Source organism: Clavibacter sp. VKM Ac-2873, from assembly GCF_015351075.1.
Classification (GTDB): Bacteria; Actinomycetota; Actinomycetes; order Actinomycetales; family Microbacteriaceae; genus Clavibacter.
The window spans coordinates 448,643-464,449 of sequence record NZ_JADKRS010000002.1 but is presented as its reverse complement, the minus strand read 5'-3'; the positions used below and the strand labels follow the sequence as shown (position 1 = coordinate 464,449).

Sequence of the window (15,807 nt, the reverse complement as noted above, 5' to 3'; positions counted from 1 at the left end):
CTACTTCCCCTTCACTGCGTTGCGGACGAAGACGATGCGGCCACGCGCGCCGGGCACTGCGCCCTTGACGAGCAGGAGGCCCTTCTCGGCGTCCACGCTGTGGACGACGAGGTTCAGCACGGTGACGCGCTCGCCGCCCATGCGACCGGCCATGCGCATGCCCTTGAAGACACGGCTGGGGGTCGAGGAGGCGCCGATGGAGCCGGGCTTGCGGTGGTTGCGGTGCGAACCGTGCGAGGCCGAGACGCCCTTGAAGTTGTGGCGCTTCATGACGCCGGCGAAGCCCCTGCCCTTGCTGGTGCCGACGACGTCGACCTTGGTGCCGGGCTCGAAGGCGCCGACCGTGATCTCCTGGCCGAGCGTGTACTCGGCGAAGTCGGCCGTGCGGACCTCGGTGAGGTGGCGGCGCGGCGTGACGCCGGCCTTGTCGAAGTGGCCGGTGCTCGGCTTGTCGGCCTTGCGGGGGTCGATCTGGCCGTAGGCGATCTGGATGGCTCCGTAGCCATCGACCTCGGGCGTGCGCACCTGGGTGACGACGTTCGGGGTGATCTGCACGACGGTCACGGGGATGAGCTTGTTGTTCTCATCCCACACCTGCGTCATGCCCAGCTTCGTGCCGAGCAGACCGGTGAAAGTCCTGTTAGCGGTAGACATGGGTTCCCTTAGAGCTTGATCTCGATGTTGACGTCGGCCGGGAGGTCGAGTCGCATGAGCGAGTCGACCGCCTTCGGCGTCGGGTCGACGATGTCGATCAGACGCTTGTGCGTGCGCATCTCGAAGTGCTCGCGGCTGTCCTTGTACTTGTGGGGGGAACGGATCACGCAGATCACGTTCTTCTCCGTGGGCAGCGGCACCGGGCCGACGACCGTGGCGCCCGCGCGGGTCACCGTGTCGACGATCTTCCGGGCCGAGGAGTCGATGACCGAGTGGTCGTACGACTTAAGTCGGATGCGGATCTTCTGTCCCGCCATGTGTGACTCTCTCTCTTTCGTGCGTCATGCGGCCTCGGACCGTATTGGACGCGTGTGTCCCTCGCTCGGACGGTCGCGCCTCGTGGCACGCTCCATCCGTGGTGCACCCGGGCGCGCATCGTGGGACGCGGCCTCGGGCAGCTCGTGCACCCGCCCGCATGCGGGCGCGGACGAGCGGTGCTCATCCGGTGGGTGTCGTGTGCTTCTGCTCTGCTGCCCGCGGCCTAACCTGCTCCGGGAGCGACGAGCGCTCCGGGCGGCTATGCACTGCCTGGCAGTGATCCGGTGTCTCGCGCGCAGGGCGGCGTGCACCGGAATGTTGAACTAGACGAGTTTGTCATAGTCCGGCCACGCGTGCAACCCGGGCGTGTCGCGCTCACTCCCCCGTGATTCCGGGGCTCTCGGCGCCTCGCGCCGGGGGCGTCGAGGCGCCGCCGCGGTCATCGGAACAGCAGGTTCCGCAGCTCCGTCTCCCCCGACGCGAGACGCTGCGGATCGATCGTGCGGCCGTGGACGTACTCGTCGACGAGGCGCGGATCCACATAGCTGTTCTTCGCGATGGTCGGGGTGTTGCTGAGCACCTCGGCGGCGTCGCGGTAGGCCTGCGCGAGCGCCCGCTGCCGCGTGCCCTTCGTCGACTCCGGCCCGTGCTTCGCCAGGCTGATCGCCGCGGCGACCGTCCCGTGCAGGGTGCGGAAGTCCTTGGCGGTGAACTCACCGCCGGTGCGCTCCCGCACGTAGTCGTTGATGTCGGCCGCGCCTAGCGGGTGCCACTCGCCGCCGTCCTCGTAGGCCAGCAGCCGGGCGTTCGGCCCCCGGTCCTGCAGCCCCCTGACGACCTGCACGAGGTCGCGGTCGCGGATGTCGCTCGACCACTCCTGCCCGCTCTTGGCGGGGAACTCGAGGTGCACGGTGTCCTCGTGCACGGTCACGTGCGAGCACAGCAGCGTCGAGAGCCCATGGCTGCCGTTCGACTCCGTGTAGCGCTCGCTGCCGACGCGGAGGCTGCCCGTGTCGAGCATCCGGAAGCCGGCGGCCAGCGCGCGCTCGCGCGTGAAGCCGTCCTGGCGGAGGTGGATGGTGACCTGGCGGCGCGCGGCCGGGAGCGACTCGGCGAGCTGCAGGGAGCGGTCGAACTTGATCCGGTCCTTCTGCTCGCGCCAGGTCGGATGGTAGATGTACTGGCGCCGACCGGCGCTGTCCATGCCCGTCGCCTGCACGTGGCCGTTCTCGTACGGCGCGATCCAGACGTCGGTCCAGGCCGGCGGGATCCCGAGGTGCTCCATGCGGGCACGGAGCGCCCGGTCGGTGACGCGGTTCCCGTCGGCGTCGAGGTAGGTCCAGCCCCTGCCGGAGCGCTTGCGCGTGTAGCCCTTGCCGGTGGCGTCGCTGCGCCGGAGTCTGACCATCCCCCGAACCTACGCGCACCACCCCCATCGATTAGGGCACGATGCGAATGCTCCCGGCCAGCCGTGACACATCCCCACGCGTTAACGGCCGACAGGGCCGGGCCATGACGGCCCGACCCTGTCGGAGGTGGTGCGGGTGGAGCTGGGTTACTTGACGATCTTCGTGACCGTGCCGGCGCCGACGGTGCGGCCACCCTCACGGATGGCGAAGCCGAGGCCCTCCTCCATGGCGATCGGCTGGATCAGCGCGACGTTCATGTCGGTGGTGTCGCCGGGCATGACCATCTCGGTGCCCTCGGGCAGGGTGATGACGCCGGTGACGTCGGTGGTGCGGAAGTAGAACTGCGGACGGTAGTTCGCGTAGAACGGGTTGTGACGCCCGCCCTCCTCCTTGGAGAGGATGTACGCGGTGCCCTCGAAGTCGGTGTGCGGCGTGACCGAACCCGGCTTGACGATGACCTGGCCGCGCTCGACGTCCTCGCGCTTGGTGCCGCGGAGCAGGAGCCCGCAGTTCTCGCCGGCCCAGGCCTCGTCGAGCTGCTTGTGGAACATCTCGATGCCCGTGACGGTGGTCTTGACGGTGGGACGGATGCCCACGATCTCGACGTCCGAGTTGATGGCGAGCGTGCCGCGCTCGGCGCGACCCGTGACGACGGTCCCACGACCGGTGATCGTGAAGACGTCCTCGACGGGCATGAGGAACGGCTTGTCCTTGTCGCGGACGGGCTCGGGGATGGACTCGTCGACCGCCTCCATGAGCTTGACGATCTGCTCGACCCACTTCTCGTCGCCCTCGAGCGCCTTGAGGCCGGAGACCTGGACGACGGGGGCGTTGTCGCCGTCGAAGTCCTGGCTGGAGAGCAGCTCGCGGACCTCGAGCTCGACGAGCTCGAGGATCTCCTCGTCGTCGACCATGTCGGACTTGTTGAGCGCGACGAGCAGGTACGGCACGCCGACCTGCTTCGCGAGCAGCACGTGCTCACGCGTCTGCGCCATGGGGCCGTCGGTGGCGGCGACCACGAGGATCGCGCCGTCCATCTGGGCGGCGCCCGTGATCATGTTCTTGATGTAGTCAGCGTGACCCGGGGCGTCGACGTGCGCGTAGTGACGCTTGGGCGTCTCGTACTCGACGTGCGAGATGTTGATCGTGATGCCGCGCTGGCGCTCCTCGGGAGCGGAGTCGATGGACGCGAAGTCGCGCTGCACGTTGGTCGCCGACGGGTACTTGTCCGCCAGGACCTTGGAGATCGCTGCCGTCAGCGTCGTCTTGCCGTGGTCGACGTGACCGATCGTTCCGATGTTGACGTGCGGCTTGGTCCGCTCGAACTTGGCCTTACCCACTGTGGGTCCTCCTCAGGACTCGGTTGCGGGGCGTCCGGGTGTTCCCGGACGCCCTGCGTGTTGGAGATCTTGCTTATGGTACTGAAACGGCGGATGCCGCTCGAACTGGAGGGCTACTCGCCCTTGTTCTTCTGGACGATCTCGTCGGCGACAGCCTTCGGGACCTCGGCGTAGCTGCCGAAGCTCATCGAGTACACCGCGCGGCCCGAGGTCTTGCTCCTCAGGTCGCCGACGTAGCCGAACATCTCCGACAGGGGGACGTTGGCGGTGATGACCTTCACGCCGCTCGCGTCCTCCATGGCCTGGATCTGGCCGCGACGGGAGTTCAGGTCGCCGATGACATCGCCCATGTACTCCTCGGGCGTACGGACCTCGACGGCCATGAGCGGCTCGAGCAGCACGGGCTTCGCCTTGCGCGCGGCCTCCTTGAAGGCCATCGAGCCGGCGATCTTGAACGCCATCTCCGAGGAGTCGACGTCGTGCGCGGCGCCGTCGAGCAGCGTCGCCTTCACGCCGACCATCGGGTAGCCGGCGAGGATGCCGACCTGGAGCGCGTCCTGGATGCCCGCGTCCACCGACGGGATGTACTCCCGGGGGACGCGACCGCCGGTGACCTTGTTGTCGAACTCGTAGGTCTTCTCCGCGGTCACCTCCATGGGCTCGATCTTGATCTGGATCTTGGCGAACTGCCCCGATCCACCCGTCTGCTTCTTGTGCGTGAAGTCGTGCTTGTCGACCGTGCCGCGGATGGTCTCGCGGTACGCGACCTGCGGCTTGCCGACGTTGGCCTCGACGTTGAACTCGCGCTTCATGCGGTCGACCAGGATGTCGAGGTGGAGCTCGCCCATTCCCTTGATGACCGTCTGACCGGTCTCCTGGTTCTGCTCCGTGCGGAAGGTCGGGTCCTCTTCGGCGAGCTTCTGGATGGCGACACCCAGCTTCTCCTGGTCGGCCTTGGTCTTCGGCTCGATCGCGACCTCGATGACGGGCTCGGGGAACGTCATCGACTCGAGGACGATCTGGTCCTGCGGGTCGCAGAGCGTGTCGCCCGTGGTCGTGTCCTTGAGGCCGATGACCGCGTAGATGTGACCGGCGGTGACCGAGTCGACCGGGTTCTCCTTGTTGGAGTGCATCTGGAAGATCTTCCCGATGCGCTCCTTCTTGCCCTTGGTCGAGTTGATGACCTGCGAGCCGCTCGCGATGGTGCCCGAGTAGACCCGGACGTACGTGAGGCGACCGAAGAACGGGTGCACCGCGACCTTGAACGCGAGCGCCGAGAAGGGCTCGGTCGAGTCGGGCTTGCGGATGATGATCTTCTCCTCATCGCGCACGTCGTGGCCCTCCATGGGGGGCACGTCGAGCGGGCTGGGGAGGTAGTCGATCACCGCGTCGAGCATCGGCTGGACGCCGCGGTTCTTGAACGCGGAGCCGCAGAGCACGGGGTAGATCTCGCTGTTGACCGTGAGCTTGCGGATGGCGGCCTTGATCTCCGCCACCGTCAGCTCCTCGCCGCCGAAGTACTTCTCGAGCAGCGCGTCGTCGGTCTCGGCGACGGTCTCGAGCAGCTTGGCCCGGTACTCGTCCGCCTTGTCCTTCAGATCCGCGGGGATCTCCTCGATGTCGTACTTCGCACCGAGCTCGACGTCTCCCTTGGAGTCGCCGCGCCAGGTCAGCGCGCGCATCTCGACGAGGTCGATGACGCCCTCGAAGCCGCTCTCCGACCCGATGGGCAGCTGGATGACCAGCGGCTTCGCGCCGAGGCGGTTGATGATCGTGTCGACCGTGAAGTAGAAGTCGGCGCCGAGCTTGTCCATCTTGTTGACGAAGCAGATGCGCGGCACGTCGTACTTGTCGGCCTGGCGCCACACCGTCTCGGACTGGGGCTCGACGCCCTCCTTGCCGTCGAACACGGCGACCGCGCCGTCGAGGACGCGGAGCGAACGCTCCACCTCGACGGTGAAGTCGACGTGCCCGGGGGTGTCGATGATGTTGATCTGGTTCTTGTTCCAGAAGCACGTCGTCGCGGCGGACGTGATCGTGATGCCGCGCTCCTGCTCCTGGGCCATCCAGTCCATCGTGGCGGCGCCGTCGTGGACCTCGCCGATCTTGTGAGTGATGCCCGTGTAGTACAGGATGCGCTCGGTGGTGGTGGTCTTGCCGGCATCGATGTGAGCCATGATGCCGATGTTGCGGACCTTGTTCAGGTCGGTGAGCACGTCCTGTGCCACAGGTTCCTCCGAAAGGGGTTGGTGGTGCTGTCGAACGAGGTGGTCGACTACCAGCGGTAGTGCGCGAAGGCCTTGTTCGACTCGGCCATCTTGTGGGTGTCCTCGCGGCGCTTGACCGCGGCACCGAGGCCGTTGGATGCGTCGAGGATCTCGTTGGTGAGACGCTCGGTCATGGTCTTCTCGCGACGCGACTTGGCGTACGTCGTGAGCCAGCGGAGCGCGAGGGTGTTCGCGCGGTGCGGCTTGACCTCGATCGGCACCTGGTAGGTGGAGCCACCCACGCGGCGCGAGCGGACCTCGAGGGCCGGGCGGACGTTGTCGAGCGCCTTCTTCAGCGTGACGACGGCGTCCTGGCCGTTCTTCGCGGCGACGCCGGCGAGGGCGTCGTAGACGATCTTCTCGGCGAGGCCCTTCTTGCCGTCGAGCAGGATCTTGTTGACGAGCTGGCTGACGATCGGCGCACCGTAGACGGGATCTGCGACGACAGGGCGCTTGGGGGCGGGACCCTTGCGAGGCATTACTTCTTCTCCATCTTCGCGCCGTACCGGCTGCGAGCCTGCTTGCGGTTCTTCACGGCCTGGGTGTCGAGCGCGCCGCGGACGATCTTGTAGCGCACGCCGGGGAGGTCCTTCACGCGACCGCCGCGGACGAGCACCATGGAGTGCTCCTGGAGGTTGTGGCCCTCACCGGGGATGTAGGCGGTCACCTCCTGGCCGTTGCTGAGCTTGACGCGGGCGACCTTGCGCAGAGCCGAGTTCGGCTTCTTGGGCGTGGTCGTGTAGACGCGGGTGCAGACGCCGCGCTGCTGGGGGTTCGCCTTCAGGGCGGGCGCCTTGGTCTTGACGACCTTGGGCGTGCGGCCCTTGCGGACCAGCTGCTGGATGGTGGGCACTACGGGACTCCTCGATGCTGCACGGTGACAGCGGGTTGATGGTCAGCATTCGACCCCGGCGAGCGGGATCGAGTTCAACTGGACCCGCGCGTCCGCCGACCACGGGAGTGGGAGGCGCCGGCGGGTATGCCGTGGGGGCCGGCCGAATGGACGAACCCTGATCGGTGCGCTCCTGGCCCGCTCGGGCCCACCGACTCGACGGCACGACACGAGCGCACGCCTGAGCGCACACCTCGGCCACGATACAGTTCCGCGACTCGCCGGTCAAACGGTGGACGAGGGGCCGCGAGCCGACAGCGCGACGGCGCCGAGGCCGAGCAGGCACGAGATCCCGAGCACGGCGATGCCGAACGGATCCACCAGGTGCCGGACCGCGAACGCGAGGGTCGCGAACACGTCCGCGCCGCCCAGGAGGTAGAGGACGCCGCCGAGGATCCCGTAGGCGAGCCAGGCGCTCGCGCCCCAGGCGAGCACGGGCAGGACGGGGATCCGCCGCTCCCGATCGGCGGCGCGCGTGGTGCGGACGAGGCCGACGGCGAAGACCAGCGTGGCGCTCACGACCATGACGGGGCCGAGGAGGACGCCGGCGTCGCGCTCGGGGATCACGTCGTCACCGCCCAGCAGCGCGACGAAGCCGAAGACGCACACGACGAGCGCGACGTGCATGACGGCGGCCAGGAGGGGGATCACTCCCCCAGCCTGACACGCGTCAGCGGTGGTCCGGCTGCTCCGCCAGCTTGCGGTCGTACTCGGCGCGGGCCTCGACGTTCTTGGCCTTGACGCGTCGGCCGCGCGCGCTGATGCCGGCGCCGAGCCAGGTGACGAGCTCGCGGGCGAGGAAGCCCGCGAGGATCCCGTCGGGGAAGGTCACGGTGCGCTGGAGCAGCAGGGCCTGCTCCGACGGGGCCAGGTCCATGACGCCGCCCTGGAGGAGGCGCGTGCCGACGTAGGCGGCGTAGACCAGGACCGCGACGGGCAGGCCGCCGAGGACGAACGCCCACCACTTGCCGCGGTTCACCAGGAGCGCGAGCAGCACGAAGAACACCAGGAACGCGATGGCGGGCACGTAGAAGACAGGCGACGAGATGTAGCGGCCGAAGGACTCGCCGAACGCGTCCGGGTCACGGACCGAGCCGAGCAGGGCGGCGCCCAGCGAGTAGAGCAGGGCGAAGAGGATGGCGGCCACGACCGCGATGAGCACGCCGAAGCCGCGGTTGCCGCGCTTCTCCGGCGGGACGGGCGCCTGCACGTAGATGGGCTGCGACTGCGACTGGCGCGCAGTCTCCTCGTCGCGGTCACGGCGGTCGCGCTCGTCGCGCTCGCGGGCGTCGGCCTCGCGGGCCTCGCGCTCGCGGCGCTCCCGGTCCTCGACGTCGCGCTGGCGGGCCTCCGCCTCGCGCGCCTCGGCCTCGTGGGCCTCCGCTTCACGGGCCTCGCGCTCGCGGTCGTCGCGCGCCCGGGCCTCCGCGACGCGGGCCTCGGACTCGCGCCGCTCGCGCTCGCGCGCCTCGTGGTCCTCGTCGACGGGGGCGGCGAACGCCGTCTGGTCGAAGGCCGACGTGTCGGAGTCGGCGTGGCGATCCGCGGGGCCGTCGTCGAACGCGGCGGCGGCGCGCTCGTCCGGGGTGCGGGGATCCAGCGGCTGGTCGGCCTCGTCGGGCTGTCGGTGCGGGGCGGGCCTGTCGTCGGTCATGGCACGAACCTACCTCGACGGGGTGCCGCCGCCCGGGCGGCGTGCCGGGGAGCGTCCAGATGGGGGCGAGCGGCTAGAACGGCTCGAGGAGCCGCTGCAGGAACCGGCGCGTGCGCTCCTCCTTCGGGTGCTGCAGGACCTCGGACGGGTGCCCGCGCTCGACGACCACGCCGCCGTCCATGAAGACCACCTCGTCGGCGACCTGCCGCGCGAACGCGAGCTCGTGCGTGACGATGACCATGGTCCACGCCTCGTCCGCGAGCTCCTTGATGACGCTGAGCACCTCGCCCACGAGCTCCGGGTCGAGCGCCGAGGTGGGCTCGTCGAAGAGGAGGATCTGCGGCCGGAGCGCCAGCGCGCGCACGATGCCCACGCGCTGCTGCTGCCCACCCGACAGCTGGAAGGGGTGCTGGTCGCGCTTGTCGGCGAGGCCCACGCGGGCGAGGAGCGCCTCGGCCTCCCGGGTCGCCTCGGCCACGGGGCGCCGCTGGACCTGCACCGGACCCTCGATGACGTTCTCCAGCACGGTCTTGTGCGGGAAGAGGTTGTACTGCTGGAAGACCATGGCCGAGCGGTCGCGGAGGGCGAGGAGCTCCCGGTTCCGGGGCTTCGCCGCGAAGTCCACCCGGAGCGGGCCGGTCGTGCGGGACCGCGAGTCGGCGTCCGCGGCCGCGACCTCGACGACGCCCTCCTCGGGCACCTCGAGCCCGTTGAGCGACCGGAGGACGGTGGTCTTGCCGGATCCGCTCGGGCCGATGAGCGCCGTCACCCCACCCCGCCGGACCTCGAGGTCGATGGAGCGGAGCACCTCGTTGTCGCCGAACGACTTGCGGAGGCCGCGCACGGTGAGGACGGGCTCGCCGGGCTCGCGGCGGGGACCCGGAGCGGGCGCGGGATCGACGGGATCAGTGGGCGACATACCGGTCGAGCCTCCTCTCGAGGCGGGTCTGCGCGAAGGAGAGCACGAGGCAGACGAGCCAGTAGATCAGGGCCGCCTCGAGGTACAGCAGCATGTACTCGAACGTGGACGACGCGATGAGCTGCGCCTGCTTGAAGAGCTCGGTCACGAGGATCACCGAGGCGAGGGACGTGTCCTTCACGAGGCTGATGAACGTGTTCGACAGCGGCGGCACGGACACGCGCGCGGCCTGCGGCACGATGATGCGCCGCAGCGTCAGGGCGCGGGACATGCCGATGGTGTGGCCCGCCTCCCACTGCCCGCGCGGGACGGACAGGATCGACGCGCGGATGATCTCCGCCGCGTACCCGCCGACGTTCACCGACAGGGCGATGACCGCGCTCGGCCAGGGCGGCAGCACGATGCCGATGGACGGCAGGCCGTAGAAGATCACGAAGAGCTGCACCAGGAGCGGCGTGCCGCGCACCAGGGAGATGTAGAAGCGCGCGATGCCCGACACCAGCCGGTTGCCGTAGAGCCGCATGAGCGCGAGGCCCAGCGCGATCGCGAGGCCCAGCGCGAACGTGACGAGGGCGAGCGGGATGGTGCCGCGGACCGTCTCGAGCGCGAGCGGCCCGAAGGACGACCAGAACAGGTCCCACTCCCTCGACATGCGATCCCCTCGTCTCGTCCTCGTCCGTCAGCGTACGCGGCGGTCTACTGCGAGACGTCCGCCCCGAAGTACTTCTCCGAGGTCGACGCGAGGGTGCCGTCGGCGCGGAGGTCGGCGATGGCCTGGTCGACCGCGGTCACGAGGTCGTCGCTGCCCTTGCGGAAGACGAGCGCGCTGAGCGACGGGTCGTCGGTCTCGGCCGCCACCTGCAGGTCGGAGTCGCCCTGCTGCTTCTGGTAGTCGAGGAGGGTGAGGCGGTCGTTGATCGTCGCGTCGACGCGGCCCTGCTGGAGGAGCGTCACGGCCTGCGCGAAGCCCTCGACGGCCTCGACCTTGGCGCCGCTCTTCGTGGCGAGGTCGTTCCAGTTGCTCGTGAGCGACTGCGCGGTGGTCTTGCCGGCCAGGTCGGCGAAGGAGCTGATGCCCGAGTCGGAGCCCTTCACGATGATCACGCCGGGCGAGACCGTGTACGGCTCGGAGAAGTCGTAGACCGTCTTGCGGTCGTCGGTGATGGAGATCTGGTTCGCGATGACGTCCCAGCGTCCCGCCTCGAGGCCCGCGAAGATGCCGTCGAACTGGGTCTCCTCGAAGACCGGCTTGACGCCCAGCTTGTCGGCGACAGCGGTCGCGACCTCGACGTCATAGCCCGTGAGCGCGCCCGAGCCGGATCCCTCGTGGAAGGAGAACGGCGAGTACGTGCCCTCGGTGCCGATGACGAGCGCGCCCTTGGCCTTCACGTCGGAGAGGCTCGTGGCGGCGGCGGGCGTGCCGGAGGCGCCGGGCGCGGATCCGCTGCCCGCGTCGCCCGAGGCGCAGCCCGCGAGACCGAGGGCGGCGACGGCCAGGAGGCCGGTGAGGGCGAGGGACGGGCGGAGGCGGGGGCGGAGCGTCATGGGGGTCCTTGCGGTCACGGCGGATCTCGGGGAGCGGGATCGCCTCGTGCGGGTGCTGTGCGCGGTGCTGCGGCGCGGGATGCCCGGAACCCGTCCGGGTGCGCCGACCGCCATGGTCTCAACGCCCTCGTCGTGTCGGTATTCCCATGTCGCCGGATGACGCGGCCGCGCCATCGGCACGCCCGCGCCGCGGCTAGAAGAGCGGCTCGGGATCCGTGCCGTCGCGGTCGTCCGGGATCGGCCCGATCTCGCCCTCGAGCTCCTGCAGGCGGAGGTTCACGACGCGGTCGAGGGCCTGGCGGATCACCGGCGCGAGCGGCGCGAGCTCGCGCGCCATCGCCTGGTCCACGGCCTGCTGGATCTCGTCGTCGCGCTCCCCGTAGTCGACGAAGGCGGGCATGCCGAACGGGTGATCGCGGTAGACCGGCCCGCGGGTCTCGCGGTAGAGCCGCTCGCGCGCGTCACGGGCGGCCTCGGCGCGCGCGACCTCGAGCGCGGCGACGAGCGGGTGGATCGCCGTGTGGGGCGCGTCCCGCGGGATCGCCTCCTGACCGGTGAAGACCGAGGCGTCGCAGGCGGGGCAGGATCCGGATCCGCCGCTCGACGCGGTCGACGCCTCGGTCGCGTGGCGGAGGGCGTGCGCCCGCCACGCCAGGACCACGTCCTCCAGCATCCGCACGACGCCTCCTCGGGTCCCTCCCCGTGCGTCGGGGGCCGCCGGGTCAGCCCACTGTAGCCCCGCGATCGTGCCGCGCCGGGAGCGCGCGAGGGCGCGGGACGGGGGCGCGCCGGACGCGCCCCGGGAACGAGGAAGGGCCCCGCCGGAGCGGGGCCCTTCTCATCGTGCGCTCACGCGCCGGCTCTCCTAGTTGTAGGTGCCGGGCGTGTAGTCGTCCGAGCTGAAGCTGTCGAAGTCGACGAAGCTCAGGTCGGACTCGTTGAACACCGACTCATCCGTGAAGATGCGGTTCGGGTAGCGCTCGGCCTTGGCCTCCTCCGTCGCGGTGACGGTGACGTCGCGGTACTTCGCGAGCCCCGTGCCGGCCGGGATCAGCTTGCCGATGATGACGTTCTCCTTGAGGCCCATCAGCGGGTCGGACTTGCCCTCCATGGCGGCCTGCGTGAGCACGCGGGTCGTCTCCTGGAAGGACGCGGCCGACAGCCACGACTCGGTCGCGAGCGAGGCCTTGGTGATGCCCATGACCTCCTGGCGGGCGGAGGCGGTCTTCTTGCCCTCCGTCAGCGTGGCGCGGTTGACCTCGTTGTAGCGGGCCCGGTCGACCAGCTCACCGGGGAGGAGGTCCGTGTCGCCGTGCTCGACGACCGTGACCTTGCGCAGCATCTGCCGCACGATGACCTCGATGTGCTTGTCGTGGATCGGGACGCCCTGCGAGCGGTAGACGCCCTGGACACCGCCCACGAGGTGCTTCTGCACCTCGCGCACGCCCTTGACCCGGAGGACCTCCTTCGGGTCGATGGCGCCGACGTGCAGCTGCTGCCCGAGCTCGACGTGCTGGCCGTCCTCGACGAGGAGGGTCGCGCGCTTGAGCACCGGGTAGATGTGCGGCTCGTCGCCGTTGTCCGGGGTCAGGATCACCTTGCGGCTGCGATCCGTGTCCTCGATCGTGATGCGACCGGCGGCCTCCGCGATGGGCGACGCACCCTTGGGGGTGCGGGCCTCGAAGAGCTCCTGCACGCGGGGCAGACCCTGCGTGATGTCGTCCGCCGATGCCACACCGCCGGTGTGGAAGGTGCGCATCGTGAGCTGCGTGCCGGGCTCGCCGATCGACTGGGCCGCGATGATGCCGACGGCCTCGCCGATGTCGACGAGCTTGCCCGTGGCGAGCGAGCGGCCGTAGCAGGCCGCGCACACGCCGACGGCGGACTCGCACGTGAGGACCGAGCGCACCTTGATCTCGTGCACGCCGGCCGCGATCAGGTGGTCGATCATGACGTCGCCGACGTCGCTGCCCGCGGGGGCGACGACCTCGCCGGCCTCGTTGACCGCGTCGGCGGCCAGCGAGCGGGCGTACACCGAGTTCTCCACGTTGGAGTCGCGGACGGACGAGCCGTCCGCGGCCTTCGTGGCGATCGGCAGGTCGAGCCCGCGACCGGTGCCGCAGTCGTCCTCGCGGATGATGACGTCCTGCGACACGTCCACCAGACGACGGGTGAGGTACCCGGAGTCGGCGGTGCGCAGCGCGGTGTCGGCCAGTCCCTTGCGGGCGCCGTGGGTGGAGATGAAGTACTCCGCCACCGTCAGGCCCTCGCGGTACGAGTGGACGATCGGGCGGGGGATGATCTCGCCCTTCGGGTTCGACACGAGGCCGCGCATGCCGGCGATCTGGCGGACCTGCATCCAGTTGCCTCGCGCCCCGGAGGACACCATGCGGTTGATGTTGTTGTCGGCGGGGAGGTTGTCCTCCATCGCCTTCGCGACCTCGGCCGTGGCCTTGTTCCAGATCTCGATGAGCTCCTGACGACGCTCGGCGTTCGTCGTGAGGCCCTTCTCGAACTGGCCCTGGACCTTGGCGGCCTGCTTCTCGTAGCCCGACAGGATGGCCGCCTTGGTGGGCGGGGTCAGCACGTCGGAGAGCGCGACCGTGACGCCGGAGCGCGTGGCCCAGTAGAAGCCCGCGTCCTTGATCCGGTCGAGCGCCGCCGCGACCTCCACCTTGGGGTAGCGCTCGGCGAGGTCGTTGACGATCTCGGAGAGCTTGCCCTTGTCGGCGACGGCCTCGATGTAGGGGTAGTCGACCGGCAGGGTCTCGTTGAACAGCGCGCGACCGAGGGTGGTCTCGAGCAGCACGGGACCGACGGTCTTGCCCTTCTCGTCGAGCTCGACGCCCTCGGGCGCCTCGCCCTCGCCGAAGTAGATGTCGTGCAGGCGGATGCGCACCTTGGCGTTGAGGTCCAGCGAGAGCTGGTCCTTCGCCAGGATGGCCTCGGCCACCGAGCTGAACGCGCGACCCTCACCGGCGACGCCCTCCTTGAGGGTGGTCAGGTGGTGCAGGCCGATGATCATGTCCTGCGTGGGCAGGGTGACCGGGCGTCCGTCCGACGGCTTGAGGATGTTGTTCGAGGCGAGCATCAGGATGCGCGCCTCGGCCTGGGCCTCGACCGACAGGGGCAGGTGGACGGCCATCTGGTCGCCGTCGAAGTCCGCGTTGAACGCGGCGCAGACGAGCGGGTGCAGCTGGATGGCCTTGCCCTCCACGAGCTGGGGCTCGAACGCCTGGATGCCCAGACGGTGGAGCGTGGGCGCGCGGTTGAGCAGCACCGGGCGCTCGCGGATGATCTCCTCGAGCACGTCCCAGACCTGTCCGCGGCTGCGCTCGACCATGCGCTTGGCGGCCTTGATGTTCTGGGCGTGGCTCAGGTCGATCAGGCGCTTGATCACGAACGGCTTGAACAGCTCGAGCGCCATCTGCTTCGGCAGGCCGCACTGGTGCAGCTTGAGCTGCGGTCCGACGATGATGACCGAGCGGCCCGAGTAGTCCACGCGCTTGCCGAGCAGGTTCTGGCGGAACCGGCCCTGCTTGCCCTTCAGCATGTCGCTGAGGGACTTGAGCGCGCGGTTGCCGGTGCCCGTGACGGGACGACCGCGGCGACCGTTGTCGAACAGCGCGTCGACGGCCTCCTGCAGCATGCGCTTCTCGTTGTTGACGATGATCTCGGGGGCGCCGAGATCCAGCAGACGACGGAGGCGGTTGTTGCGGTTGATCACGCGGCGGTACAGGTCGTTCAGGTCGCTGGTCGCGAAGCGGCCGCCGTCGAGCTGCACCATCGGGCGCAGCTCCGGCGGGATGACCGGGACGACCTGCAGCACCATCGCGGCCGGCGAGTTGCCGGTGGCGAGGAAGGAGCTGACGACGCGCAGGCGCTTGATGGCGCGGATCTTCTTCTGGCCCTTGCCGGTGGCGATCTGCTCGCGGAGCAGCTCCCCCTCGGCCTCGAGGTCGAAGGCCTCCAGGCGCTTCTGGATCGCCTCGGCGCCCATGTGGGCCTCGAAGTAGATGCCGAAGCGGTCCTGCAGCTCGTGGAAGACGGCGTCCTCGGGCTTGAGCTCGCCGACCTTGAGGCTGCGGAACTCCTCCCAGACGCGCTCGAGGCGGGAGATGTCCTCGTCGAACGCCTTGCGCGTCTGACCCATCTCCTTCTCGGCGCCGTCCTTCGCGCGGCGCTTCTGGTCGCTCTTGGCGCCCTCGGCCTCCAGCGCGGCCAGGTCGGTCTCGAGACGCCCGAGGCGCTCGGCGATCTGGCTGTCGCGCTGGTCCTGCAGGGTCTTGATCTCGAGCCGGAGCTCGTTCTCGAGGCCGGGCATGTCCTCGTGGCGAGCATCCTCGTCCACGCTGATCACCATGTAGGCGGCGAAGTAGATGACCTTCTCGAGGTCCTTCGGCGCCATGTCGAGCAGGTAGCCGAGGCGCGACGGGACGCCCTTGAAGTACCAGATGTGCGTGACGGGCGCAGCGAGCTCGATGTGGCCCATGCGCTCGCGGCGGACAGCGGACTTGGTGACCTCCACGCCGCAGCGCTCGCAGACGATGCCCTTGAAGCGCACCCGCTTGTACTTGCCGCAGGAGCACTCCCAGTCGCGGCTGGGTCCGAAGATCTGCTCTCCGAAGAGGCCGTCCTTCTCGGGCTTCAGCGTGCGGTAGTTGATGGTCTCGGGCTTCTTGACCTCACCGTGCGACCAGCGGCGGATGTCGTCGGCCGTGGCCAGGCCGATCCGCAGCTCATCGAAAGTTGTTACGTCGAGCAATTTTCCTTCTCTCCTTGGAAAGCTTCGAGTCGAAAGTCTTGAGC

Annotated in this window: 14 protein-coding genes; all 14 read right to left on the bottom strand. The window is 69.3% G+C overall.

Features of this window, described 5'->3' with window-relative positions:
- Window positions 1-654, bottom strand: coding sequence for a 50S ribosomal protein L3 (gene rplC / locus ITJ44_RS09515; RefSeq protein WP_194634908.1), 654 nt, complete (start codon window positions 652-654; stop codon window positions 1-3).
- Between the two features lie 8 nt (window positions 655-662).
- Window positions 663-971, bottom strand: a complete 309-nt coding sequence (gene rpsJ, locus ITJ44_RS09510) for a 30S ribosomal protein S10 (protein WP_012039307.1) — start codon at window positions 969-971, stop codon at window positions 663-665.
- 440 nt (window positions 972-1,411) lie between these two features.
- Window positions 1,412-2,380 carry a DNA topoisomerase IB gene (locus ITJ44_RS09505; RefSeq protein ID WP_194634906.1) on the bottom strand — a complete coding sequence of 323 codons (969 nt, stop codon included), beginning with the start codon at window positions 2,378-2,380 and terminating at the stop codon, window positions 1,412-1,414.
- A gap of 147 nt (window positions 2,381-2,527) precedes the next feature.
- Entirely contained in the window at window positions 2,528-3,721 is a 1,194-nt protein-coding gene (gene tuf / locus ITJ44_RS09500; RefSeq protein WP_043584326.1) for an elongation factor Tu, read from the bottom strand.
- A 113-nt stretch (window positions 3,722-3,834) separates the two neighbouring features.
- Entirely contained in the window at window positions 3,835-5,949 is a 2,115-nt protein-coding gene (gene fusA, locus ITJ44_RS09495; protein WP_194634904.1) for an elongation factor G, read from the bottom strand.
- A gap of 47 nt (window positions 5,950-5,996) precedes the next feature.
- Window positions 5,997-6,467 carry a 30S ribosomal protein S7 gene (rpsG, locus tag ITJ44_RS09490; protein WP_012039311.1) on the bottom strand — a complete coding sequence of 157 codons (471 nt, stop codon included), beginning with the start codon at window positions 6,465-6,467 and terminating at the stop codon, window positions 5,997-5,999.
- Window positions 6,467-6,841 (bottom strand): 30S ribosomal protein S12, encoded by a 375-nt coding sequence (gene rpsL, locus ITJ44_RS09485; RefSeq protein ID WP_012039312.1) that lies wholly within the window; start codon window positions 6,839-6,841, stop codon window positions 6,467-6,469. Before rpsL ends, rpsG begins: the two co-directional genes overlap by 1 nt.
- A 264-nt stretch (window positions 6,842-7,105) precedes the next feature.
- The gene (locus ITJ44_RS09480; protein WP_370551661.1) at window positions 7,106-7,531 is read right to left on the bottom strand and encodes a DUF6121 family protein; all 426 of its coding nucleotides are present in this window, start codon (window positions 7,529-7,531) and stop codon (window positions 7,106-7,108) included.
- Between the two features lie 19 nt (window positions 7,532-7,550).
- Window positions 7,551-8,534 (bottom strand): hypothetical protein, encoded by a 984-nt coding sequence (locus ITJ44_RS09475; RefSeq protein WP_194634902.1) that lies wholly within the window; start codon window positions 8,532-8,534, stop codon window positions 7,551-7,553.
- 73 nt (window positions 8,535-8,607) lie between these two features.
- Window positions 8,608-9,453, bottom strand: a complete 846-nt coding sequence (locus tag ITJ44_RS09470) for an amino acid ABC transporter ATP-binding protein (RefSeq protein WP_228494862.1) — start codon at window positions 9,451-9,453, stop codon at window positions 8,608-8,610.
- Window positions 9,440-10,105 carry an amino acid ABC transporter permease gene (locus tag ITJ44_RS09465; protein ID WP_194634900.1) on the bottom strand — a complete coding sequence of 222 codons (666 nt, stop codon included), beginning with the start codon at window positions 10,103-10,105 and terminating at the stop codon, window positions 9,440-9,442. The genes ITJ44_RS09470 and ITJ44_RS09465 overlap by 14 nt, the downstream gene beginning before the upstream one ends.
- Window positions 10,106-10,149: 44 nt before the next feature.
- On the bottom strand, window positions 10,150-10,998 hold the full coding sequence (locus ITJ44_RS09460) for an amino acid ABC transporter substrate-binding protein (protein WP_194634898.1): 849 nt from the start codon (window positions 10,996-10,998) through the stop codon (window positions 10,150-10,152).
- A 193-nt stretch (window positions 10,999-11,191) separates the two neighbouring features.
- Window positions 11,192-11,671, bottom strand: a complete 480-nt coding sequence (locus ITJ44_RS09455) for a hypothetical protein (RefSeq protein ID WP_228494955.1) — start codon at window positions 11,669-11,671, stop codon at window positions 11,192-11,194.
- A 192-nt stretch (window positions 11,672-11,863) separates the two neighbouring features.
- Window positions 11,864-15,763 (bottom strand): DNA-directed RNA polymerase subunit beta', encoded by a 3,900-nt coding sequence (locus tag ITJ44_RS09450; RefSeq protein WP_045929308.1) that lies wholly within the window; start codon window positions 15,761-15,763, stop codon window positions 11,864-11,866.
- Window positions 15,764-15,807 lie beyond the last annotated feature (44 nt).